At 70.5% G+C, this 21,930-nt stretch carries 21 protein-coding genes and 2 tRNA genes; 13 read left to right on the forward strand and 10 right to left on the reverse strand.

The annotated features are described in order from the left end of the window. Positions 1–328: 328 nt before the first annotated feature. The 3 genes from ABD327_RS19585 to ABD327_RS19595 are packed head-to-tail and all read right to left on the reverse strand — an operon-like array spanning position 329 to position 7,669. Positions 329–4,810: an SbcC/MukB-like Walker B domain-containing protein gene (locus ABD327_RS19585; protein WP_344451952.1), complete on the reverse strand. Its 4,482-nt coding sequence runs from the start codon at positions 4,808–4,810 to the stop codon at positions 329–331. Next, entirely contained in the window at positions 4,807–6,135 is a 1,329-nt protein-coding gene (locus ABD327_RS19590; RefSeq protein WP_344451953.1) for a DUF2398 family protein, read from the reverse strand. Before ABD327_RS19590 ends, ABD327_RS19585 begins: the two co-directional genes overlap by 4 nt. Position 6,136: 1 nt before the next feature. Then, positions 6,137–7,669, reverse strand: coding sequence for a TIGR02677 family protein (locus tag ABD327_RS19595; RefSeq protein WP_344451955.1), 1,533 nt, complete (start codon positions 7,667–7,669; stop codon positions 6,137–6,139). A gap of 136 nt (positions 7,670–7,805) precedes the next feature. Between ABD327_RS19595 and ABD327_RS19600 the strand changes: the two genes are divergently transcribed. Both ABD327_RS19600 and ABD327_RS19605 read left to right on the forward strand, forming a co-directional pair. After that, positions 7,806–8,510: a DUF2786 domain-containing protein gene (locus ABD327_RS19600; RefSeq protein ID WP_344451956.1), complete on the forward strand. Its 705-nt coding sequence runs from the start codon at positions 7,806–7,808 to the stop codon at positions 8,508–8,510. A 9-nt stretch (positions 8,511–8,519) separates the two neighbouring features. After that, positions 8,520–8,828 (forward strand): hypothetical protein, encoded by a 309-nt coding sequence (locus tag ABD327_RS19605; protein WP_344451957.1) that lies wholly within the window; start codon positions 8,520–8,522, stop codon positions 8,826–8,828. A gap of 6 nt (positions 8,829–8,834) precedes the next feature. Here the strand turns inward: ABD327_RS19605 and ABD327_RS19610 are convergent, their stop codons facing one another. After that, positions 8,835–9,404 (reverse strand): hypothetical protein, encoded by a 570-nt coding sequence (locus tag ABD327_RS19610; protein WP_344451958.1) that lies wholly within the window; start codon positions 9,402–9,404, stop codon positions 8,835–8,837. 101 nt (positions 9,405–9,505) lie between these two features. On the opposite strand from ABD327_RS19610, the gene ABD327_RS19615 reads away from it, so the two are divergent. Both ABD327_RS19615 and lepB read left to right on the forward strand, forming a co-directional pair. Continuing rightward, on the forward strand, positions 9,506–10,468 hold the full coding sequence (locus ABD327_RS19615; protein WP_344451959.1) for a DUF2786 domain-containing protein: 963 nt from the start codon (positions 9,506–9,508) through the stop codon (positions 10,466–10,468). A gap of 76 nt (positions 10,469–10,544) precedes the next feature. Next, positions 10,545–11,087 (forward strand): signal peptidase I, encoded by a 543-nt coding sequence (gene lepB, locus ABD327_RS19620; RefSeq protein WP_344451960.1) that lies wholly within the window; start codon positions 10,545–10,547, stop codon positions 11,085–11,087. 15 nt (positions 11,088–11,102) lie between these two features. On the opposite strand, the gene ABD327_RS19625 is transcribed toward lepB, so the two are convergent. Both ABD327_RS19625 and ABD327_RS19630 read right to left on the reverse strand, forming a co-directional pair. Beyond that, positions 11,103–11,669: a hypothetical protein gene (locus ABD327_RS19625; protein WP_344451961.1), complete on the reverse strand. Its 567-nt coding sequence runs from the start codon at positions 11,667–11,669 to the stop codon at positions 11,103–11,105. Positions 11,670–11,705: 36 nt separating this feature from the next. Then, positions 11,706–12,659, reverse strand: a complete 954-nt coding sequence (locus ABD327_RS19630) for a hypothetical protein (RefSeq protein WP_344451962.1) — start codon at positions 12,657–12,659, stop codon at positions 11,706–11,708. Positions 12,660–12,898: 239 nt separating this feature from the next. On the opposite strand from ABD327_RS19630, the gene ABD327_RS19635 reads away from it, so the two are divergent. Both ABD327_RS19635 and ABD327_RS19640 read left to right on the forward strand, forming a co-directional pair. Continuing rightward, positions 12,899–13,753 carry a ribonuclease HI gene (locus ABD327_RS19635; protein ID WP_344451964.1) on the forward strand — a complete coding sequence of 285 codons (855 nt, stop codon included), beginning with the start codon at positions 12,899–12,901 and terminating at the stop codon, positions 13,751–13,753. Between the two features lie 107 nt (positions 13,754–13,860). Continuing rightward, a complete protein-coding gene (locus tag ABD327_RS19640; protein ID WP_344451965.1) occupies positions 13,861–14,274 on the forward strand; it encodes a DUF4259 domain-containing protein in 414 nt (137 codons plus the stop codon). Between the two features lie 6 nt (positions 14,275–14,280). On the opposite strand, the gene ABD327_RS19645 is transcribed toward ABD327_RS19640, so the two are convergent. Then, positions 14,281–15,255 (reverse strand): hypothetical protein, encoded by a 975-nt coding sequence (locus ABD327_RS19645; protein WP_344451966.1) that lies wholly within the window; start codon positions 15,253–15,255, stop codon positions 14,281–14,283. A 455-nt stretch (positions 15,256–15,710) separates the two neighbouring features. On the opposite strand from ABD327_RS19645, the gene ABD327_RS19650 reads away from it, so the two are divergent. The 4 genes from ABD327_RS19650 (at position 15,711) to ABD327_RS19665 (ending at position 17,013) form a co-directional block, all read left to right on the forward strand. Continuing rightward, entirely contained in the window at positions 15,711–16,223 is a 513-nt protein-coding gene (locus tag ABD327_RS19650; RefSeq protein ID WP_344451967.1) for an O-acetyl-ADP-ribose deacetylase, read from the forward strand. A gap of 9 nt (positions 16,224–16,232) precedes the next feature. Continuing rightward, positions 16,233–16,736, forward strand: a complete 504-nt coding sequence (locus tag ABD327_RS19655; protein WP_344451968.1) for a DinB family protein — start codon at positions 16,233–16,235, stop codon at positions 16,734–16,736. A gap of 113 nt (positions 16,737–16,849) precedes the next feature. After that, a tRNA-Asp gene (locus ABD327_RS19660) sits at positions 16,850–16,923 on the forward strand. A gap of 13 nt (positions 16,924–16,936) precedes the next feature. Beyond that, positions 16,937–17,013 (forward strand) — tRNA-Phe (locus tag ABD327_RS19665). Between the two features lie 203 nt (positions 17,014–17,216). Here ABD327_RS19665 and ABD327_RS19670 read toward each other — a convergent pair. Continuing rightward, on the reverse strand, positions 17,217–18,287 hold the full coding sequence (locus ABD327_RS19670; RefSeq protein ID WP_344451969.1) for an alkene reductase: 1,071 nt from the start codon (positions 18,285–18,287) through the stop codon (positions 17,217–17,219). A 99-nt stretch (positions 18,288–18,386) separates the two neighbouring features. On the opposite strand from ABD327_RS19670, the gene ABD327_RS19675 reads away from it, so the two are divergent. Together ABD327_RS19675 and ABD327_RS19680 are read left to right on the forward strand one after the other, a co-directional pair. Further along, positions 18,387–18,830 (forward strand): MerR family transcriptional regulator, encoded by a 444-nt coding sequence (locus ABD327_RS19675; RefSeq protein WP_344451970.1) that lies wholly within the window; start codon positions 18,387–18,389, stop codon positions 18,828–18,830. Positions 18,831–18,925: 95 nt separating this feature from the next. Continuing rightward, positions 18,926–19,372, forward strand: a complete 447-nt coding sequence (locus tag ABD327_RS19680) for a hypothetical protein (RefSeq protein ID WP_344451971.1) — start codon at positions 18,926–18,928, stop codon at positions 19,370–19,372. 36 nt (positions 19,373–19,408) lie between these two features. On the opposite strand, the gene ABD327_RS19685 is transcribed toward ABD327_RS19680, so the two are convergent. Next, a complete protein-coding gene (locus ABD327_RS19685) occupies positions 19,409–20,092 on the reverse strand; it encodes a hypothetical protein (RefSeq protein ID WP_344451972.1) in 684 nt (227 codons plus the stop codon). A 100-nt stretch (positions 20,093–20,192) separates the two neighbouring features. Further along, positions 20,193–20,813, reverse strand: coding sequence for an MBL fold metallo-hydrolase (locus tag ABD327_RS19690; protein WP_344451973.1), 621 nt, complete (start codon positions 20,811–20,813; stop codon positions 20,193–20,195). 123 nt (positions 20,814–20,936) lie between these two features. Here ABD327_RS19690 and ABD327_RS19695 point away from each other — a divergent pair, with 123 nt between their 5' ends. Then, positions 20,937–21,911, forward strand: coding sequence for a toprim domain-containing protein (locus ABD327_RS19695; RefSeq protein ID WP_344451974.1), 975 nt, complete (start codon positions 20,937–20,939; stop codon positions 21,909–21,911). Positions 21,912–21,930 lie beyond the last annotated feature (19 nt).

The raw sequence follows: 21,930 nt of genomic DNA on the forward strand, positions 1-21,930 counted from the left end.
CTCACCCGGGGCAACCGATCTCGCCCGGGAACCGATCTCCACCCAGGCGACCGGCCCGAGCTCGGGACGACCGGTCGTCGTCCACCACACGTCCTGGACACCACGCGACCGGCCCTCACTCGGGAACTGATCTCCGCCCAGGCGACCGGCCCGAGCTCGGATGACCGGTCGTCGTCCACCACACGTCCTGGACACCACGCGACCGGCCCTCACTCGGGCGGCCGGTCTTTGCCCGAGGCGATCAGTCCGGTATTGGAACCGCCGAGGCTCGTCCGAGGGCGGCGAGTCCCGCTGACCGCGGCCTGGGGTGAGCGGTCCCGGGCCGGGCTCAGTCCTCGGTGAGCGAGGCCAGGAGGCCGGACTCGGCGGGCGAGCGGCGGTTGGGCGGGAAGCCGAGGAGGGTCTCGGCGAGGGCGTCGTTGCCGGAGTAGGCGGCGTCGGCGTCCAGGAGGGCGGCGCCGTCCCAGAGGACGAGCATGGTGGAGACGGTGTGGGAGGCCTTGTCGCTGTGCATGTCGTAGTGGGCGGCCATCGGGACGGACGCGTAGGAGGCCCACAGGTCGTGGCCGGTCATGAAGGCGTCGAGGTCGAACTTCACGGTGAGGCCGAGGAGCTCGGGCTTGTAGCGGTCGTCGATGCCGGCGAACGCCTCGTCGAGCGCGATCATGCGGGGGCAGGTGTCCTTCGCCGACGAGTAGAGGGCGTTGGCGGCGGCGAACAGCGGCAGGTGGATGGCCGCGGACTTCTCGCCGCCCGACATCTGCGAGTGCTTGGCGCGGGTCAGCGTGACCTCGCCGCCGTGCGGCTCGGTCAGGCGGAGCTGGAACTCGAACCATGTCCGGTAGTCGACGACCACCCGCAGCGCCTCCAGGTAGCCGGCCCGGACGTGCCGGGCGCGGTGCGCGCGGATCATCTCGCGGAGCAGGCCCCTCAGCTCGGCCAGCCCGTCGGGGCCGAGCGCCCCGGCGTCGCGGGTGAGCAGGTTCGCGACGGCGCGCTGCCGCTCGTCCAGCCTGTCCGAGCGCACCCAGCGGATGCCGACGGTGCTGCCGGTCGACATCGGACGGGAACGGGTGTCAGAGTCCATGCCGCGCACCAGCTCCCGCGCCAGCCGGACCCGGTCGTGGATCTGCTGGGCCAGGCTGCTCAGCAGCTCGTCCTCCAGGACGGTGCGCTCCCGCTCGTCCAGCAGGAGGCCCTGCTCGACGAGGCGGCCCGCGATCCGGTCGGCGAACGCCGGGACCGGCCCCCGGCCCTCCACGTCGATGACCTGGACGGTGACGACCTCCCCCGCGTCCAGGTCCAGGCGGTAGTCCTCCTCGCACTGCTCGAGCGCGTCGCCGAACTCCTTCAACGCGTCTGACATCGCGTCGCGCGTCGTCTTGCGGGCGTTCTCCCCGACCGGCCGGCCCGCCGGGAGCGCGGCGCGATAGGCGTCGAGGATCTCCGCCGCCGCGGGCGGAAGCACCTCCCGGACCGCTTCTTCGGGTTCGCGGCCCGCGACGATGAGCTCGGCGGTCCGCTCGCCGAGTTCCTCGGCCGCCTCCCAGTGCTCCGGCCAGAGCGTGGCCGACTCGACGTCGAGGACCTGCCGCAGATCGGGACGGGCGAACGGGGCGAACGCCACGAGCTGCTCCAGCAGGACGTCCCAGGCCTCGGCCAGCGCCCGCTCCCCGTGCTCGGCGGCGGCCCGCGCCTTGACCAGCGCGTCGTGCTCGGCCGCGACCACCGCCTCATGACGGGCTCGCGCCGCCTCGGCCTCCCTGATCTCCCGCTCGGCCTCTCCGACCTGCCGCAGGATCTCCTTCAGCGAGGAGCCCAGCGCCTCCGTGCGCGCCGCCAGCCGCTCCTCCAGAACGGCCAGCGCCTCACGTCGTTCGGCGAGTGACTCCTCGTCCTCCCGGTCCTGCGCCTCCAGCCGCTCGACGGTGTCCCAGCGCGAGGCCAGGTCCCGTTCTAGCTGCGCGATGTCCTCCCGCTCCCGGGCGAGCAGTTCCCCCGCGGCCACGAAGTCGTCGACGGCCCGCGCGACGACGGCCAGGCCCTCCTCAGTCGCCGGCAGATCACGTTCGGCGGCCGCCTGCCGGACCCTGCGCTCCGCCGCCTCCGTCGCGGCCGCGGTCTCGTCCAGTTCCCTCCGCGCCGCCGAAACGCCCTCACGGGCCTGCCCGAGCAGGACGGAGCCGCGCTCCGCCTCCTTGAGCGCCCGCAGTACCGGCTCGACGTCCGGCAGCGCCCGCCGCGCCGCCGACAGGTCGTCCAGCACCCCCCGCAGCCTCTCCTGCTCCCGCCGGACGGCCTCCTGCTCCTCCTTCAGCCGCCCGGCCGCCACGTCGCACGCCTCCAGCCGTGCCCGCCGCCGCTGTGCCCGATAGGTGGCCCCGATGTACTCCGGCCGCTCCTTGGGCCGGGCCCCCACCCGCACCCCGAACGAGAACCGCCCGCACAAACCGACCCCCGGCACCGCCGGATCATCCCCGCTGGCCAGCGGAATCGACGCCAGCACCGCCTGGATGACCCCCACCGGCACCGCCTCATGGCTCTCCGCCAGCAACACGTCCGCCAACGACCGCCCCGTCGTCGAAGCTCCCGCCGCAGGGGCCCCCGCCACCGGCACTCCCTCCGCCGGAGCCCCGACCGCCGATGCTCTCGCCGCCGGAGCCCCCGTCTCGGGAGCTCCCGCCGCCGGAGCTCCCGGCAACAGGAAGCCGTCCGCCACTCGGGTCTCGTAGGCCTGGATCGTCCTCTCAGGGTCGGGATGCACCCATGCGGTGAGGATTCCCGCTCCGTCCAGGGCTCCTTCGAGCCCCGCCGCCTCTTCGTCGCTCAGCCCGTCGGCGAAGCGCACCAGCTGCCAGAAGGCCGCTCCTTCGCGGCCCTCCCGCTCGGCTCCCGGCGCGACCGGAGGCGCGTCGTCCCGCTCCGCCGCGATCTCCGCCCGTTCGGCGGCCAGTCCCCGCAGCCCTTCGGCGATGCTCTCCGCCTGCGCTCTGAGCTCCGCGACCCCCGTGATCGTCTCCGCCCGAAGCTCCTCGGACAGCTCGGCGAACGCTTCTCCCAACGTCACGGCTCCGGGTTCCCCGGCCCGCTCCAGCACCTCCGCCAACGGCTTCAGAGCGATCCCCGTGGCCCCGCCCCACCTGGAGACCCACTCCTCCAACCGCGCGGCCGCCCGCTCCCGCGCGGCCTCCAGCCCCGTCTCTCCTCCCGCGACCTCCGCTTCCCTCCGGGAAAGCCCCTCCCGGGCTTCCCCCAGCCTGCTCTCGGCCCTCTGCCGATCCCCTCGCGCCTTCTCCAGGGCGCCCAGCTCCCGCCGGACCTCGGCCACGTCCTCCCGTCGCACCGCGGCCCGAGCCCGTACCGAATCCAGCCCGTCCGCGTGCCCCGCCTCAGCGCCTTCCACCCTCAGCGCCCGTGGTCGCCGGGCGCCGGGACCATCTGAAGATCGTACGGAGGCTTCCGCTGCGCCGCTGCTCCCCGGACCGCCTGCGGACCTTGTCATGCCTCCGTCCTCGGCGACCCGCGCTGTGTCACCGGACTCCAAAGCAGTGGCGTGCCGTGCGGTACCGCCTGCTTCCGACCCGGCCGCTCCTTCGGGAGGGCTCGCCGGGCGGGGGGCGGGGTCGGTGGGGATTCGGGCGGTGTGGGCGGCTTCTGCGAGAGCGGTCCGGTGGTGGGTGAGGGTCGTGCGTTTGGCGGTGAGGCGGGTGGCGGCGGATTCGGCCTCGGCGCGGAGGGCGGAGGCGTGGTGGCGGGAGTTGGTGAGGCGGGTCTGCTCCTTGGTGAGGTGGTCGGTGGTCTCGGCGATCTGGTGGCGGAGGTGGTCCAGGTCGGACTGGGCCCGGTAGGCGTCGTGCTGCTTGAGGGTCTCGAGGCGGGTGGTGAGCTTCGTCAGGTGGTCGGCGGTCGTGTCGCGGGACTGTTCGGCGGCCCGCTTCGCGGCGGCGGCCCGCGTGGTCTCGGCGACGGCGCGGCGCAGGGCGGTGCCGTGGGCGACGGCCTGGGCGGTGCGGGTGTCGACGCGGTCCAGGTGGGAGCGGGTGTGGACGCGGAGGTACTCGCGGTAGTGGTCGAGGAAGACGCGGACGGCGTCGTTCGCCCGGCTCAGGTCGTCGTGGAGGCTCTGGACGGCGGCGAGGTTCTCGAAGTCGCGGGCCGCCTGGTCGACGAGGGTCTCGTCGACGGGGCTGAGGCCGGCGGTCAGGGTCGCGGAGACCTTCGCTGGGTCCAGGTCCTTGGCCAGGAGGGGGCGGCGGAGCGCCAGCAGCAGGTCGAGCAGCTGGTTGTAGCGTTCACGGCCCAGCCCGAACAGGCGGTTGTCGACGAGTTCGCGGTACTCGGTGGCGGTCTTGGCGTACGAGCCCGGCTCCAGTGCCTCGCGGAGGCGCCGGTCGGTGAGGGGACGGCCGTCCACCGTGAGAAGGCCGAAGTCCACGCCCAGCCGCTTGGACGTCACGTAGAACGAGGTGACGACGCCGTCGCGGTGCCGGTGGGCGCGCAAGCCGATCACCAGCGTGACGGTCTCCCCGGACGGCGCGAGGAACTCCATCCAGACGTAGCCGTGCTCGGACTCCTGCCCGCGGTACAGCAGGTTCGACTTCATCGTCCGGTTGTCGCCGGAGAACGGGTCGAGCCGCCGCGCGTCCGCCACCCCGTCGAGCACGAACGGGAACAGCACCTCCAGCGCCTTGGTCTTGCCCGAGCCGTTGTGCCCGCGCAGCACCAGCCGCCCGTCGGCGAAGACGAACTCCTCGTCGACGTAGTCCCACAGGTTGATCACTCCCGCGCGCGAGGGCTTGAAGCGGGTCATGCCGGTGTTTCCTCCAGGCTGAGCTGCCCCCGCTCGGGGAGGGCGAGGGTGATGTTGCGGTAGCGGAATGCGGCGGGGAGCACGAGGACCCCGCCGGGCACGCGGCGGAGCAGCCGCAGGTCGCAGAGGAAGGCGACGGCGGCGGCGAGCAGACCCGACGGGTCGGCCTGCCAGACGCCGGTGAAGGACGCGGCACCGAACTCGGCGTACAGGCCGGCGATGATCCCGTCCAGACCGTCCTGCGGGACGAACCACAGACCTTCGGACTCACCGGGACGGTCTGCGGCCTTCGTCTCCGGCGGCGTCCAGGCCAGCCCGGTGACGACGCCGTGCTCCGGCAGCGCGGCGTCGATCCGGGCGAGCAGGTCTTCCTCGACGGATGCCGTGGAGGCGTCCGGAACGACGCGCCTTTCCAGGTCGCCTTCTTCCACGAGGCCGGCGATCTCGGCCAGGAGCAGGCCGGCCGCCCGGTTCACCGCTCCGCCCTGGCCGGGGAAGGGCCGGTCGGTGAACCGGCCGGAAGCGTCGGCGAGCATGACCCCCTCGGCACGGCGTTCGACGCTCAGGCCGGTGAACGCGGCCAGTTCCTCCGCCGCCAGGGGAAGGGCCTCGGCGAGTTCGGGCCGCACCTCGGAGAAGTACACGACCGGATGCTCGACGAGCAGGCGGCGTGCCTCGCGCATGACGTCCGGCACTCCGGCGTGCAGCAGCCCGGCCGCGCTCGTCAGGTGCTGGACGGGCCGCGCCGGTTTGAACAGGACCGTGCAGATCTCGTGGTCGATGTCGTAGAGGGCGTCGCCCGTGCGGTCGTCGCGCGCCCACGCCTCCAGCGAACCGTCCGACAGGCGCAGCGCGCCGTGGTCGACCAGCCAGTCGATCGCGTCGACGAGCGCCGCCTTGTGCGCGGCGACGGTGGGCTCGAACCCCAGTCCTTCGATGCCGTTGGCCATCGGGGTGACCAGCCGGACCAGATCCGCGAGGCTGATCTCCACCCGGGAGCGCTGGAACGTCGCCAGCACCAGGCACAGGTACGCCAGCCGCCTGCGGTCGAACGGCCGCCGGTTCTTGGCGAACAGCTGCCCCTGCGTCGCGTCGAAGGAGTCGAGGCGCCGCACCAGCCGCACCATGTGCGTCGTCGCGATCAGCTGGTACCCGAAGAGCTCGCGGAAGTCGTGGGCGAGCCGGTCCGACCAGGGCAGCACCTGGTCGAGCACGCCGGCCCGCGGCCTCGCCGCGGTGATCAGATCCCGGGTCAGGACCTGCCGCACGGCCCGCTGGTAGTCCCCCAGGTCGGCCGGTTCGACCGGGTCGGGTGCGTCCGCCACGTCAGCCGACCTCCAATCGGAATCCGGGAAGGTGCAGTGTGCCCGCCTCGGTACGCACCGTAGACCCCGCCTCCGACGGAATGAGCCTGAGCTCCACGGCGTCGTCCGCCCCCGCCCCGCGCGTGATCCTCCCGGCGACGACCGTACGGGCCTCCAGCGCCCTGGTCAGCAGCTTCAGGACCACCCTGGCCTCCGCCTCGTCCAGCACCCGATCGTGGGCTCCGCGTCCGGCCAGGGACGCCGCCGCGCGTTTGTCCACGGCCCGCTGCTCGAACTGCGTCTTGCGCAGTTCCGCCCGTATGCCCCGGTTGACCTTCACCGGCTGGGGCAGCCCCTGGGTGGGCGCCTTACCCGTCCGGAAAAGGCTGATGGACAGCTCGATGCCCGGCGCGTCCCACCAGCTCGCCCTCGGGGAGATCTGCTCGTCGTCGTCGTGCGCGCCCCCGAGGTGCCGGGCGGAACGGAGGTTGAAGGCGGCGGACATCAACGCGTGCGCCGCCTCGTCATCCGGCGTGCGGAAGACCCATTCGGCGAGGTGGCGCAGCTGCGTGGAGCGGTTGACGCCGCCGCGCTGCGCCTCGGTGATCTGCCTCAGCAGCGCGATGACGGCCGACACCGCCGTACGGGTCGCTTCACGCAGGTCCGCGGCCTTGGATTCGTGCGGGGAGAACCACTCCCGCAACGACGCCCAGCGCCGCTGCCAGTCCTCCATCTTCTCGCTGGCGAGGAGGAACAGCCGTTCGTCCGCGTCCGCCGCGCGTGAAAGCAGCGTGTAGACGCCCGTCTCCTCCACTTCCTGGACGGCTTCCGCTAGCCGGGGAAGGTACCTGTCGAGCTCCGTCATGAAGTCGCTCATGTGGGTGAGCAGAGCGTTCTTGTAGGTGAGGAACGTCTCCGCGGACGCGTCCGTGGAGCGGATGATCTCGCCCAGCGTCACGTGGAACTGCGCCGACCGCCGCGCCATGTCCTCCATCGCCGCGTCCAGGCGGCTGATGCGCCGGTACACCTGGTCCCGGTCGCCGTCGCGGTTGGCGACGGCGAGCGCCCGCAGGTCGTCGAGGATGTCGGAGAACACGAGCTTCGAAAGGTTCGCGTCCCGGACCCGGGCCGCCAGCACCTGCTCGACGGCCGTGTAGGCCCGGTACCCCAGTTCGCTGAACTGGTAGACGGACTGGCGGTTGCGGTAGCGCGCGAGGCTTCCGGCCCGGGACGCGTCCTCGAGCCTGTGGACGACCCCGTCCTCCGCCAGCGCGTCCAGCCTGTCGCGCAGGCTCCGTTCGTCGAGCCTGTCCCACCCGCCCGTCTCCTCGCCGAAGACGCCTCCGTGCGCGATGACGAGTTCGTTCAGCGCCGCCGCGACCTGCTCGGTGTGCACCCGCACCTGGTGCACCGAGCGGAGCCTGTCCATCGCGCGCAGAACCCACAGGTACGCCAGGTGGTCGTCACGCCGCGTGAAGTTGAAGAGACGGAACCGTTCGCTGATGGCCGGTTCGTCCAGCCCTTCACGTCCGCCTCGCTTATCCGCGTCAAGCACACCCCGAACTTCCACCCGTCAAGGGTGCCCCATCTCCGCACGTGGTCGTGCGGAGTCCGGGCAGGCTGGGCGGGGACCGGTCAGCGGCCTGTGGAGGACGACCGGGAGTGTCGTCGGAGGGTGGGAGGGTGAGGCCATGGATCAACGGATGCTGGGAAAGGTGCGCGCTCTGCTGCAGAAGGCGGAGTCGACCGAGTTCCCGCAGGAGGCCGAGGCGCTCACCGCGCGGGCCCAGGAGTTGATCGCGCGTTACAACTTGGACGAGGCCCTGGTGGAGGCGGAGCTCGGCGGGGTGCGCCCGGACGGGCGTCCGGTCGCGGTCACCCACCCCTACGCGGGCCCCAAGGCGATGCTGCTGCACGTGGTGGCCGAGGCGAACCGCTGCCGCTCGGTGTGGCACCGCGAACGGGGGGAGGCCACGGTGCTGGGCTTTCCCTCGGATCTCGTCGCCGTGGAGCTGCTGTTCACGTCGCTGCTCGTCCAGGCGACGTCCGCGATGCTCCAGGCGGGCAGCCGACAGGACCCGTCGGGGCGGTCCCGTACGAAGTCCTTCCGCCACTCTTTTCTGTCGGCGTACGCGCTCCGCATAGGCGAACGCCTCAGGGAGGCGACCGAACGCATGGTGAACGAGAGCACGTCGGCCGATCTGAGCCCGGTCCTGGCGTCCCGCAACGCCGCGGTGGAGAGGTCCGTCGCGGAGCTCTTCCCCAAGTTGCGCCGCTACCGGGGGAGCTCTCCCACCAACACGGACGGCTGGCTGCACGGCAGGGCCGCCGCCGATCAGGCCGCTCTCGGCCACGGCGAGCTGTTGGACCGGTGGCCGGGTGACGCACGGGGCTAACATTGAACCGTGAGTAATCAAGCGGACACCGGAAAATATCTCCGTATCTCGCTCGATCTGATGGTCGAGGTCACCGACACGGAGGCGCTGCAGAGCGCGGCGCTCGTCGACCTGCGCGCGCGTGATCTGGACGTCGAGGAGCGGGAGGCCCAGCACGCCCAGATCACCGCCGACGCCACGGGGGCGACGGCCCTGCGCTGGCTGATCAGCCCGGACGACATCCTGGGACTGGTCGACCAGATCATGGAGATCGATCCGGTCGAGGCCGTCCTGGAGATCAGCGAGTCGGAGGGCGCGCTCGTGCAGGAGGAGGACTGAGGGGCGTCAGGCCCGCTTCAGCCTCCAGGCCGTCTTGGACACCGTGCCGGACTGCTTGACGGTCTGCCGGATGGTGAGGGTCTTGCCCGCGCAGGTGTACGTGGCGTTGCGCGGAACCACGCCCTGGTCTCCGTTGCGGCGGACCTCGCGGGGCACCTTGAGCTCCTGCGTCACCAGGCCGGACTTGATGATCAGCTTCGCGTCGCCGCTCGCGCTCTTCGGCTTGCCGGTGATCCGGCCCTTGGCCGATCCGGTGATCTTGTTCTTGATCGTGAGCTTTCCCGTCAGCCTCAGCGTCGCCTTGGTCGGCACGCCCTTGACGGTGCCCGAGCCGGTCAGCGGCTTGGAGCCGGTGAAGTCATAGGTCGCCTTGCCGCCCTTGGCGAGCTTGATCTTGATCCCGGCGCCGCCCTTCAGCGCGAAATCCAGGTCCTTGCCGTCCAGATCCGCGGAAGCCGAGACCACCTTCCAGGAGCCCGTCCAGCATTTCGGCGCCGCCGTGGCCGCCGTGCCGGTCATCGTCACCGCCGTCGCCGCACCGAGAATGATCGCCCCGGCCGCTGCCGCTGTGCGCATGTCGTCTCCTCAAGAGAGTCCGGTCCCCGAACCTGTCTGGCCCCCGGCGCACCCTAGGGCAAAGCGAATTAGCGGAAAAGAGCAATGAGAACATGAGTTCTGTGGACGAAACGGAGCAGTTGATCACCGTCGCGATGGACGCCCAGTTCACGGACGATCTCCGGGCCCGTGACACCGCCATCGCTCTTCTGTCGGCGAACAAGACCGCCGAAGGCCGGCTCCTCGCCGCGCTCGAACGCGCGGTCCGCGCCGCCGCGGACCGCGGCTGGCAGCCCGAGGACCTCCGCCGCCATCTCGCCCGCTTCCGCTCCCCCGCGCACGCCGCCCTGCTGGAGGCCGACGGCCTGGGCGGCCGGGACCGGCTCACCGCCGTCAGCCAGGTCGTCGACGTCCTGTGCGAGCTCCGCCGCCTGCCGAAGATCGCCAGGCTCGTCCGCACCGCGGCGCCCGCCCACCCGGCGCTCGAACGCATCCGCGCCCTGCTCGCCAAGGCGGAGTCCACCCAGTACCCCGCCGAGGCCGAGGCGCTCGTGGCGGGCGCCCAGCGCCTGATGACCCGCCACAGCCTGGACCAGGCCGCGTTGGAGAGCCCCTCCGACGCCCCCACCGGCATCCGGCTGCCCGTGGACGGCCCGTACGAGGAGGCCAAGGCCGCCCTCCTGCACGTCGTCGCCGAAGCCAACCGCTGCCGCGCCGTCTGGCAGTCCGACCTGGGCTTCTCGACGGTCCTGGGCTACCCGGCGGATCTGGAGGCGGTGGAACTCCTCTACACCTCGCTCCTGCTCCAGGCCGACACCGCGATGCCCAAGAACGGCTCGAAGAAGCGCTTCCGCCAAAGTTTTCTCACCTCGTTCGCCCACCACATAGGCGAGCGCCTCGCCCAGGCGGGCGAGGCCGAGCTCACCGAGGACCTCCTCCCCGTCCTGGCCCGCCGCGACCAGGCGGTCGACACCGCCGTGGACCGTCTCTTCCCCTCCGCCAAGACCGTCCGGGGCCGGAGGATCCAGGACCTGGACGGCTGGGAGCAGGGCCGCCGCGCCGCGAGGGAGGCCGATCTGGCCTGACCGCCGGGACGGGAGTCCCCGTCCGGCCGCGCACCGGCTGTCTCAGAATTTATGCGGCAAGCCGTAGGGTGGCCGGGTGACCTCTGCACCGCCTAAGAAGTCGTTCTTCCGTGAACTGCCGTTCCTGCTGGTGACGGCGGTCGTCCTCGCTCTGCTGATCCGTACGTTCGTCGTGCAGTCGTTCTACATCCCCTCCGGGTCGATGGAGAAGACGCTGCACGGCTGCGAGGACTGCACACGCGACAGGGTGCTGGTCGAGAAGTTGGGCTACCACCTCGGCGACCCCGAGGCCGGCGACATCATCGTCTTCCACGGGACCGGTGACTGGCCCCGCGAGGACCTGATCAAGCGGGTCATCGCCGTCGGGGGGCAGACCGTCGAGTGCTGTGACGAGGGCCGTGTCACGGTCGACGGCAAGCCGCTCAACGAGCCCTACATCTTCGAGGACGACCACCGCTCGTTCGGGCCGGTGAAGATTCCCGAGGGCATGCTGTGGGTGATGGGCGACCACCGCGGAGGCTCCTCCGACTCGCGGGACAACGGTCCCGTCCCGGTGGACTCCGTCGTCGGGCAGGCCCGGGTCCTCATCTGGCCGATCCCCCGCTGGGACTGGCTCTGACGGCCCCTCCCGGCGTCAGCGCCCGAACCACCAGTGCGTGACCTCGAGCCCGCCCCTGGAGTCGAGCTTGATCGTGCGCTTCAGGTGGAGTGCGCCGGGCGTGCACGTGTAGGCGACGCGTCCGACGGGGACGATCGTGTCCTGCTCGACGCGGACGAGCGGGGCGACCTTCTCCACCCGGCTGGAGCGCTGGGGCTTCTTCTGCACGGTCTTCACCCGCGCCGTCCCGGTGGCCGTCGAGCGCTTCACCAGGACCTTCCCGCCCTTCCATGACGCCTTGTGCTTGAGCACTCGGCGGTAAAGAGCGGTCTCGGCGATCGGTACGTTGTTCGTCCGGCCCGCCGTCACGAGCTTCGCGGACTTCTTGAAGTCATACGTGAAGGCGCCGTTGGCGGCGATCTTCACTTTCGTTCCGCTCATGCCCCGGGACTTCAAGGCGGTGTCGTAGACCTTCGACACCGCCTTCTTCTCGTACTTGGTGAGCTGCCAGACCCCCACCGGGCACTTGGATGCCGCAGCGGCCGGGACGGCCGGAACCGCCAGGGGGAGCAGCGAGAAGACCACCACGGCATGAAGCTTCATTCGTCCTCCTTCGGCGGGCCCGCGTGAAGCGGAACCTCACGACGCCGCAGAAGAACTTAGCGTTCCGGAGGGACCCGGGTTCTGGATCCTGCTCTGCCCGTACCAGAGGACGCACAGGAGGACCGCCGCGACGGGCCACGCGTTCAGCTCGTACGGGGGCGTTTCGGTGATCCAGCCCTGCAGGACGATCCCCGCGTACGTCGCGCCCACCGTGAGCAGGGCGCCCACGACCGGCACCTCCGGCACGAACCGGAACGCCAGGTCGATGACGACGGCGCCGGCGAGCAGGAAGAACGGCATCGCCGAGTGGGGGAAGTCCATGAGGTCCAGCAGGAACCCGGAGACCACCCGGTAGGCGAGGTAGCCGGCGGCGATGCCCGTCGCGGTCCAGCGCATCCCGACGACGCGGCGGGCGAGGACGAGGACGAAGATGCTCCCGACGGCCGTCCACAGCGGGTACACCCAGTACGAGACGGGCTGGGCGAACTTCTCCACCATCGTGAGGTCGACGGGGCGCCCCATCTGCTCGGCCGCGAACGCCAGCAGGCTCGGTTCGGCCTCCGGCCTGCCGGCCAGCCAGGCCTTCAGCCCGTAGACCCCGTATTCCTGGTGAAGTGCCGGAAAGTGCCAGTTCTCCAGGAAGAAGGCGAAGAAGACGGCCTGGACGATCCCCCGGGAGCTTTTGATCAGGCCGGCGAGCATGAGCGCGGTGCCGATGTAGAGCAGCGCGTGGGAGGGGCTCCAGCTGGTGATGTCGAGGCCGTTGACCCGGTGGTTCACCAGGTCCACCGGAATGGCGATCATGAAGATGGCCATTCCGGTCTCGATCAGCCGCTTGGACGTTCTGTCGACGCCGAAGCCGGTGTACCAGTGCACGCCGACCAGCACCATCGCGAGGATCGTCCCCGCGCTGTTGAGCAGGTGCGGGGGCGCGAAGTCGTCGCGCAGCCATTTGAAGTGCCAGGAAACATCCCAGGACGATCCCACCATTTTTAGAGCAAAAGCGACAATCCACGCTCGATAGAGCAGTGAAGCCAGATCTTCCGGGGTGGGGCGCCCGGGCTTTCCCCTGGTCAGACGACTGACCGAAACCTGCTCGAACATGCGGGCAATAGTGCCTCTATCTGGGCTCTTGTGACAATGGCGAACTTCCCGGGAACTCCAGGCGTCCACTCGTCGTCAGATGTCACATACGCCCTGTAGGGAGGTGAGAGCGCTTGTCTCCTCGCATGACCGCCGCCCAGTTCCGCTGCCTCCTCTCATGCCTGCCCGACCCGCTGACCGCCCGGGTCGTCCGGCTCCAGCGCTACGCCCTGGTCTCTCTGGACTGCACCGGATGCCAGGAAGTAGGAGTCCTCCTCAAGCTCGTCCTCCTCTCGGCCCGGGCCGGCGACCTCCCCGCTTCGGAGACCGTCCTCGGCCTCGCCGAACGCACCCTGCGCGACTCGACCGGCCATGACCACGAATTCGTGACGCCGCCCGTTCCGCGCTTCAACCGGCCCCGCCCGCGGCCCGCACAGAACTCCTCCGCCCCGCCCGGTCCTGTCCTGGCGGGGCAGGTCGCGCGCTGGACGGGCACCCGCCCGCTGGTCGCCGCCACCGACGCCTCCTGGAAGCGCGGGCATGGCGGCATGGGATTCCTCACCACGGACGGCCGCTGGGGAATCGGCGACTGGAAGGTGGGGCCGCAGGATCCCAGCGGACCGTCGAAGATCATCATCACCGAGTTGCGGGCGGTCCAACTGCTGCTCGCGACGATCGAGCCGCGCGTCGAGATGACCGTCCTCGTCGACAGCCTGCCCGCGCTGTCCTATCTGTGGCGCTGGCAGTCCGGGGACGTCTCGGCGCTCCCCCCGGGGTACCGGGCGCCGCACCTCCACCTGCTGGCCCGCCGGGTCGCCGACCGTCCCCTCCTCAGCTTCCAGCACGTCAAGGGGCACAGCGGGCACCTCCTGAACGAGGCGGCCGACTCCCTCGCCGCCATCGCCCGCCGCCGGGGCACCGGGAGCTTCGACGCCCAGGCCCGCGCCTCCGACCTCGTCGACTCCTTCCTCACCAGCTGGAACCAGCAGCTCTCCGCCTGAGGCCTGCAGCGCACAGGGGTGTGGACGAACTCGGGGTGTGGACGGACCCCTCGTCCTGTCAGTGACGATCCCTAGGCTCCCTGACAGGACGAGGAACCGGAGGAAGCATGGGCGCCTGGGGTTACGGGCCGTTCGACAACGACGGCGGGATGGACTTCATCGGGGAGCTCGCCGAACGGCCCGGCGAGGCGGAGTCCGCGCTCCGCGAAGTGATGACGGTGGCGAAGGAGACGGACTACCTGGACCGGGACGAGGCCTCGGCCGCGATCGTCGCGGCCTGCCTGGTGGCCGACAGGGTCTCGCCCGGGCTCATCACCGACACCGTCGGGCGGGAGTACGCCGACCGGCTCGTCTTCGTCCCGTCCGAGGAGCTGCGGGAGCTCGCGGCCGGGGTCTTCTCCCGCGCCTACCAGCCGATGGAGAACGAGTGGTACGAGCTGTGGGACGACGCCGACGCCCTGCCCCTGGTCCACGCCGAACACGACCCGTTCCAGCTGGCCCTCTCCTCGAGGGAAGGCTGACCGCCGTCAGTGAGGACGGGCCGTCTGCGGGGGTTTGAGGATGGGCCACCAAGCCGCCAGGTCATCGGGGTGGTAGGTGGCGTCCAGGGCAAGGGAGCCGGGGATGAGCGGGAACCGGCGGCCCGGAGGCCAGGAGGACGGGTAGGGCGGCGGGTCCAGGACCACCACCCGGGTTTCGCCCAGGACGGGGATGTCGGCGGGGACCCCTTCGTTCCGGATCTGCTCCCCGTGCGCGTCGGTCAGCCGCCACCAGCCGGTGACGGGCGGGGTTCCGGGCTCGACCTCGCCGGTGGTGAAGCAGCGCATCCAGCGGAGATCCGGCGGCGTGCCCGGAAGGGCGCGGCCGACCAGTGCGGCGGCCAGGAGGGTGTGCAGCTGGAAGTTGTCGCCGACGCCGTGGATGGTGACGGACCAGCCCCGCCTCGTCGGGCGGTCCAGGATGAGGAGATCCTCGCCGTCCAGCATGCGCCGCAGGTCGCGGACGTACTCCAGTTCGGGGCAGTACTCCGCCGCCCGGTCGACGACGTCGTCGTGGTCGCGGACCGCCACGCGGGTCGCCGGCGAGTACGTCAGCAGTGTCACGGCGCTCTTCGTGAAGTGCGGGAGGGCGTACCAGCACTGCATCGGGATGCGGGCGCGCTCGCCCATGAGCTGCCTGGTCCGCTCCCAGATCTGCTGGTTCGGCCCCTGCGCGGGGTCGGGGAGGTCGGGTCCCCAGGTCTCCGCGAACGTCACCGCCCCCGCCGCGATCCCGCTGAGCCGCTCGACGACGGGGATGCCGTCGACGTCCACGCCCTTCTCCGCCAGGGACCCGGCCAGGGCGGCGAGCCAACCTCCCCGCTGCGGCATGACCTCGGCCGACGCGTCCACCAGGAGGTGCGCGGCCGCGATCGCCTCTTCCGGCCCCGCTGCCCCGATCGCCTGCCTGGCCTCCCGCAGACTCTGCCCGAAGTCCGCTCCCCCGTTCCGTGCCGCTTCCACCACCCGTTGACAAGCACGAAGCAACATAAACATCAACCTACTAGGGAATAACACCAGTAATTGGACGAACCCCCTGCTCCAGCCGGGAATCTCTCTCTGAGACATCCCCGCACGCCCCGAAGTTCGCGCTCCGCCTTCCGCTCTTCCCGAGGACGCCCCGACCCGCCGGACGACCCTCCCGGGCACACAGCTCACAGCCGTCGAAAACTGCGAGCCATCGACTTCGGGCAGGGCCGGATTCACTTACGATCCGGGCTTCCCCACGACCCGCCCGGCGGTACGCCGGGCCTCGATCCCGCTCCGGCCTCGCCGGGAGGCCCTGGTGAGGCGGCCCGCCCTGGAGCCATCACGGCCAGAGCCGGAGAATAAGCCTCAGCACATGGGGCGCAGGCGAACCGGACCGATTTCAAAGAACCCTCCGGAAACGAATTCCGGCCAAGGGAAAGGCGACGATGATGCGAATCACGCTGACGTTGGGGGACATCACCGAGGCCCGGGTGGACGCGGTCGTCAACGCCGCGAACTCCTCCCTGCTCGGAGGGGGCGGAGTGGACGGCGCGATCCACCGGAAAGGCGGGCCGGAAATCCTCGAAGCCTGCCGGAAACTGCGCGCCTCGCACTACGGGAAAGGACTGCGGACCGGCCGGGCCGTGGCCACCACGGCGGGGCGGCTGCCCGCCCGGTGGGTGATCCACACGGTGGGCCCGGTCTGGTCGCGGGACGAGGACCGCTCGGCCCTGCTGGCGTCCTGCTACCGCGAGTCCCTGGGCGTCGCCGACGAACTGGAGGTGCGGACCGTGGCCTTCCCCGCCATTTCGGCGGGAATCTTCGGCTGGCCCGTCCAGGACGCGGCCAGGATCGCGGTGGAGACCGTGAATAATACATCCACAAATGTAATCGAGGCGCGGTTCGTCCTTTTCACCCAGGACGTTCTCGACGCCTTTACTTCCGCCGCCGAGGCTCATTAGATTCCAGACATGGACCGAGAGATACCGCCTCCCGCGGGCGACGAGCAGAGTCTTCTGACCGCCTTTCTCGACTGGTACCGAGCCACCCCGGCGGTGAAATGCGAAGGCCTCACCGAGGAGCAGGCGCACCGGCGCGTCCTGCCGTCCTCGCCGTCGATGAGCATGGCCGGCCTGGTCAACCATCTGCGCTGGGTCGAGTTCATCTGGTTCGAACACCGCCTGCTCGGCGGTCCCGACACCTCGCCGTTCGGCACGAGCGACGGCCCCGACATCGAGTTCGCCGTGGACGACCGCCCCCTCCCCGAACTCCTGGCCGAGTACGAGGAGCAGTGCGCACGTTCCCGCAAGGCCGTGGAAGGCCTGTCCCTGGACACCCCGACCGCCCTGCCCGTCCTCGGCGACGCTCCCGTCTCCCTGCGCTGGATCCTGCTCCACATGATCGAGGAGACCGCCCGCCACACCGGCCACCTCGACGTCATGCGCGAACTCCTGGACGGCGCCCGGGGCATCTGATTCCCCCCCTCCGCCCCTCCCGGGGAATCCGAGTTGGCAGCAGTCCCCCGCATGGCCTAAGCTTTTCCACGTTGCCCCGGAGCGAAAGCGCAAAGCACCGGGAGCAGCACCAAGGTCCTGTGGAGCAGTTGGAGTGCTCGCCACCCTGTCAAGGTGGAGGTCGCGGGTTCAAGTCCCGTCAGGACCGCTTTCCCTTGCACGGCCAGGTAGCTCAGTTGGTACGAGCGACCGCCTGAAAAGCGGTAGGTCGGCGGTTCGACCCCGCCCCTGGCCACCAGATCAGAGGCCCAATCCGGCTCGAACGGATTGGGTTTCTGGCTTTCTGACCGGCCATCCGCCTGAACACGCCTCCTCGATTCTTCCGGGGAAGATGCGATCCATGGCCATCGTGCGATCACGAGCCGGATCCCGTGCCGGTGAATGAGGCCGGTCGCAGCGGTTCCCTTGTGGACGGCCCGGCGAGAGACGTTCTCCGGCGGGTCAGAGCCGGTGGCCGGGGTAGTCGATGTATCCGGTGTCGCCGCCCTGATACCAGGTCGACTGGTCGTCCTCCCGGAGGACGGCTCCGGTGCGGAGGCGTTCGACGAGGTCGGGGTTGGCGAGGTACGCGCGGCCGTAACTGATCAGGTCCGCGCCGTTGGCCAGCCAGTGTTCGCCGCGGGTGCGGTCCGTCCTCGTCGGGCCGATCTGCCCGCCCGGGTTGACGATGAACGCGGTGGGCCACGCCTTGCGCAGGGCGATGAGCACATCGTCCTCGGTGGTGGCCAGGGCGTGCACGTAGGCGAGCCCCAGGGGGGCCAGCGCGTCGATCAGGGCCGAGTACAGCCGCGGGACGTCTTCCTCGACGATGTCCCAGGTCGTGCCTCCGGGTGAGACGCGGATGCCGACGCGGTCGGCTCCGATGGCGTCCGCCGCCGCTTCCGCGGCCTCGACGGCGAAGCGGATGCGGCCGGCGATGGAACCGCCGTAGGCGTCGGTGCGCCGGTTGGCGTTGGAGGACAGGAACTGCTGGATCAGATAGCCGTTGGCCCCGTGCAGCTCGACGCCGTCGAACCCGGCGTCGATCGCGCGGCGGGCCGCGTCGGCGAACACCCGCACCTCGCCTCCGACCTCCCGCGTCGACAGGGCGCGGGGGACGGGAGCGGGCAGGAGCCCCTTGGACCCGGTGAACAGCTCGGCCTTCAACGCGATCGCGGACGGTGCGACGGGGTGGTGGCCGACGGTCTCGGGGTGTCCGACCCGGCCGGCGTGCATGAGCTGGGCGAAGATCCTGCCTCCGTCGGCGTGCACGGCCTCGGTCACCGGACGCCACGCGGCGACCTGCTCGTCGTTGTGCAGCCCCGGGGTACGGGGGTTCGACTGGCCCTGGAGGCTCGGCTGCACCCCTTCGCTGACGATCAGTCCCGCGGTCGCCCGCTGGGCGTAGTAGATCGCCGTGGACGGGGTCGGCATGCCGTCGGATGTCGCCCGGGCCCGGGTCATCGGGGCCATCACGATGCGGTTGGGCAGCGTGAGGCTTCCGAGCCGGTAGCCGTCGAACATGCTGGTCATAGTGGGATCTCCTCTTTCGTGTCGTTCTGGGGCTACGCTAAAACCTGACGTTGACGTCAGAGGCAAGTGTTGTGACCCAGATCATCGAAGGGGAGGCCGATGCGCATCGGCGAGCTCGCGGCCAGAGCGGGGGTCAGCGTGCGGGCGCTGAGGTACTACGAGGAGCAGGACCTGCTGACCTCGGAACGCAGCCCCAGCGGCCAGCGGCTGTACTCGGAAGGCGCGGTCGAGCGGGTCCTGCTGATCCAGCAGCTGTACGCCGCGGGCCTGCCGAGCCGGAAGATCGTGGAGCTGATGCCGTGCATGGTGTCGGGTGAGGTGACGCCCGAACTCCTCGACAGGCTGTCGGCCGAGCGCGACCGCATCGACGCCCAGATCGCCGACCTGGTGCGCGCCCGCGATCGGCTCCACGGCCTCATCACCACCGCCGAGAACCCGAACACGACCTCTTTAGACGCACTTCAGAGTCCCGATCCGCCTTCGGCGGGTCGGGACTTCCGTGTTTCTGGGGGACTCCAGGAGACGCGGAGGCGGGGTGGGTGAGAAGGGTCACCCAGGAAGTCAAAGTTCACGTCTGGGCGGTTTGGGGGAATCAAGGGCGGCAATGGAACCGTACAAGACGGACGAAAGGAGTGGTCATGACCATCGAGCAGCGTCCGGGTATGGAGGAGCCGGGGGACGAGCGGAAGCCGCACCTCACGGGGTCGCCTTCGATCGACGCCGAATGGAGCGGAGGAGCTTCCGAAGAACTTCCGCACTCCAGGACCCTGGAAGGCAGCCCGCACGGGAAGGCCAAGTCGTGGGCCGTAGTGATCACGGCGTTCGTGGCCTTCACGGTGGGCGGGGTCGCGCTGATCCTCCACGCGTGGGTACTGCTGTGGATCTGCGTGGCGATCGTCGTGCTGATGATCCCGGCGGGAATCGCGGTGCGGATCATGGAGGACACCGTGGGATGGGCCCGGCCGACGCCCGGCGACATCACCCGCGGTGACATGACCAGGGTCGCCACGCAGGTGCAGAACGAGAGGCGCCAGCAGGCGAAGGCCACCCGGAAGGACGAGATCGAGCAGCACGCCCGCAAGTAGACCCTCCGAGAACCGAACCCCTTCCGGGCCGGCCGGTCAGAGCGTCAGGCCGTAGAGGCACAGGCGTTCGACGGCCTCCGGAACGGTCAGCACGGGGACGGTCTCGCCGTCCAGCAGGCCGTCGGGGCCGATCTCGCGGGCCTGCCGCCAGGGGCCGAGCAGCAGGACGTGCAGCCGTTCGTGCTCCGGCAGCGGCTCGGGAACCCGGTCGGACGGGAGAAGCCAGTAGAGGTGGTCCTTCTCCTCGGCCGAATCGGCCGAGTCGGCGGAGAAGCACCGCTCCAGGTGCCGTACGGCCTCCTCGGGGGTCTCGTGGACCACGAGGCGGAAGGCCAGCAGCGCCAGGAGCGGAGGCTCCATCCGGCCGCCCAGCAGGCGGTGGAGCTCGGAACGGCTCAGCACCACCCGTCCGCCGCCGCGAGTGACGACCTCGACCAGCAGGGCCCGCAGGAACCCCTCGGCCCCGGGCCCCGTGAAGCCCACGGGGCGCCGCTCGCCCCGCACCCGGGAGAGCGCGCTGTGAGGTCCTCCGCCGACCGAGGCGGAGGACCTCTCCTTGTCCCGGCCCTTGAGCAGGCCGGGCACGCCGCGCGCCAGCAGGCGGTGCAGTACGAGCAGAGCGAACATCAGCAGGAGCGCCAGGCCGAAGGCCGGTTCCTTCCAGGACGGCGCGCCCTGCGGTTCCAGGAAGACGGCGTCCGGCACAGCACGGCTGAACACAGGCGGTCACCTTCCCCCCGAACGATGACCTGTGGGCCGTCATGCAATCAGCGCCGCCGCGCCCCGCTCGCGGCACACACGGAGCGTTAGCGACCTGTGATCACAGATCGACGCCCTCGCCGGCCCCCAGGCGGATGTATTCGGGCGCGGTGAGGGCGTCCAGCATCCGGTCGAACACCGCGACGCCCTCCGTGCTGAGGATCGCCTCGTGGATGGGGTGCACGCGCTGAGGCGCCACCCGGTCGATGTAGTCGGTGCCCTCGCTCAGTTTCATCCAGGGAGCGGCCGTCGGCGCGAGCAGCGTGTGCACCGGCAGGTCGGGGACGGTGAAGCTGTCACCCGGGTGGAAGATCCCGTCGAAGTAGTATCCGACGTTCTCGATGACGGGGATCGACGGGTGGATGACGGCGTGCACCTCGCCGAACACCTTGACGGTCATCCCCGCGGCCTCGATGGTGTCGCCGTGCCGGACCGCGGTGAACGGGGTGTCCTTCAGGAACTCCGACAGGGACGGCGGGCCGTAGATCAGCAGGTCGGGGCGGCGTGCCTTGAGGTCCCGCACGGCGTCGGGGTCCAGGTGGTCGAAGTGCACGTGGGTGATGAGGATGACGTCCGGGTCCTCGAGGGGCTCGGAGCCGGAGAAGGCCCCTGGGTCGACGACGAGGCGGCCTTCGGAGGTCTCGAACCGGATACAGGAGTGCGGGAATTTCACCATTCTCATGGGTCCCATCATTCCCCAGCGCCCTTCCGCACCCGCGAACCAGTCGGGAGATATATCCCGAAAAAGTGGGTATCACCGCTTTGAGGAGCTTCCCCGCCTCACCGGCACGAGGGGAGTCCCGTCATGTCCGAAAACCCGATGCTCCAGGCATCCGAAAACCCCCTGGAGCTCGCCCACGGATTCTTCCAAGCCCAACGGCCCGCAAGCTGGGCGCCCGCCTACCTGGACGGACGGGGCTTCCCTGAGCCCGTCCAGCGCCGCTTCGAACTCGGTTACGCGCCTCCGGGCTGGCACACCCTCACCGAACGGCTCCTCGGACAAGGCGTCCACGAGAACCGTCTGATCGCCCTGGGCCTGGCCCGCCGCTCCCGTCACGGACGGCTCTACGACTTCTTCCGCGACCGCATCATGTTCCCCGTCCGGGACCGCCACGGATCCCTCGCCGGATTCATAGGCCGTACGGCCGACGGTGTGGGCGGCCCTCGTTACCTGAACAGCCCCGACAGCGCCGTCTTCCACAAAGGAAGCCTCCTCTACTCCCCCGACAAGGGCCCCCGGGGACGCTCCGTGGTGGTCGAAGGGCCCCTGGACGCCATCGCCGTGCGACTGGCCGGATTCCGCGCGCTCGCCCCGTGCGGCACCCGCCTGACCGAGGAACAGACCGAACTCCTGGGCGACCTGGGCGATGACGTGCTCCTCGCCCTGGACGGCGACTTCAGCGGCCGGCGCGGCACCGTCCAGGCCTGGCAGCACCTCTCCCACCTGCGCGGACCCGTTCACGCCGTGCTCCTCCCCGAGGGCGAGGACCCCGCCGCCCTCTTCGCGAAGGGCGGCCCGGAAGCCGTCCGGGCGGCCCTCGCGCACGAGCACCTGCTGGTGGACCTCGTCCTCGACTCGGTCCTCGAGCACCGCTCCCTGCGCTTCGTGGACGAACGGGTGGCCGCCGCCCACGCCGCCGCCGGACTCATCGCCGCCCTGCCCCCGGAGCAGGTGGCCCGCCAGGTCTCCAGGACCGCGGCCCGGCTCGGGTTCGACCCCTCCGACATCACCTCCTACGTCATCGCCGCGCTCTCCGCTCGGATGACCAGACGATTCTGAGTATCTCTACGGATGTCCA

The sequence above is a fragment of the Actinocorallia aurantiaca genome, assembly GCF_039533685.1.
GTDB classification, from domain to species: Bacteria; Actinomycetota; Actinomycetes; order Streptosporangiales; family Streptosporangiaceae; genus Actinocorallia; species Actinocorallia aurantiaca.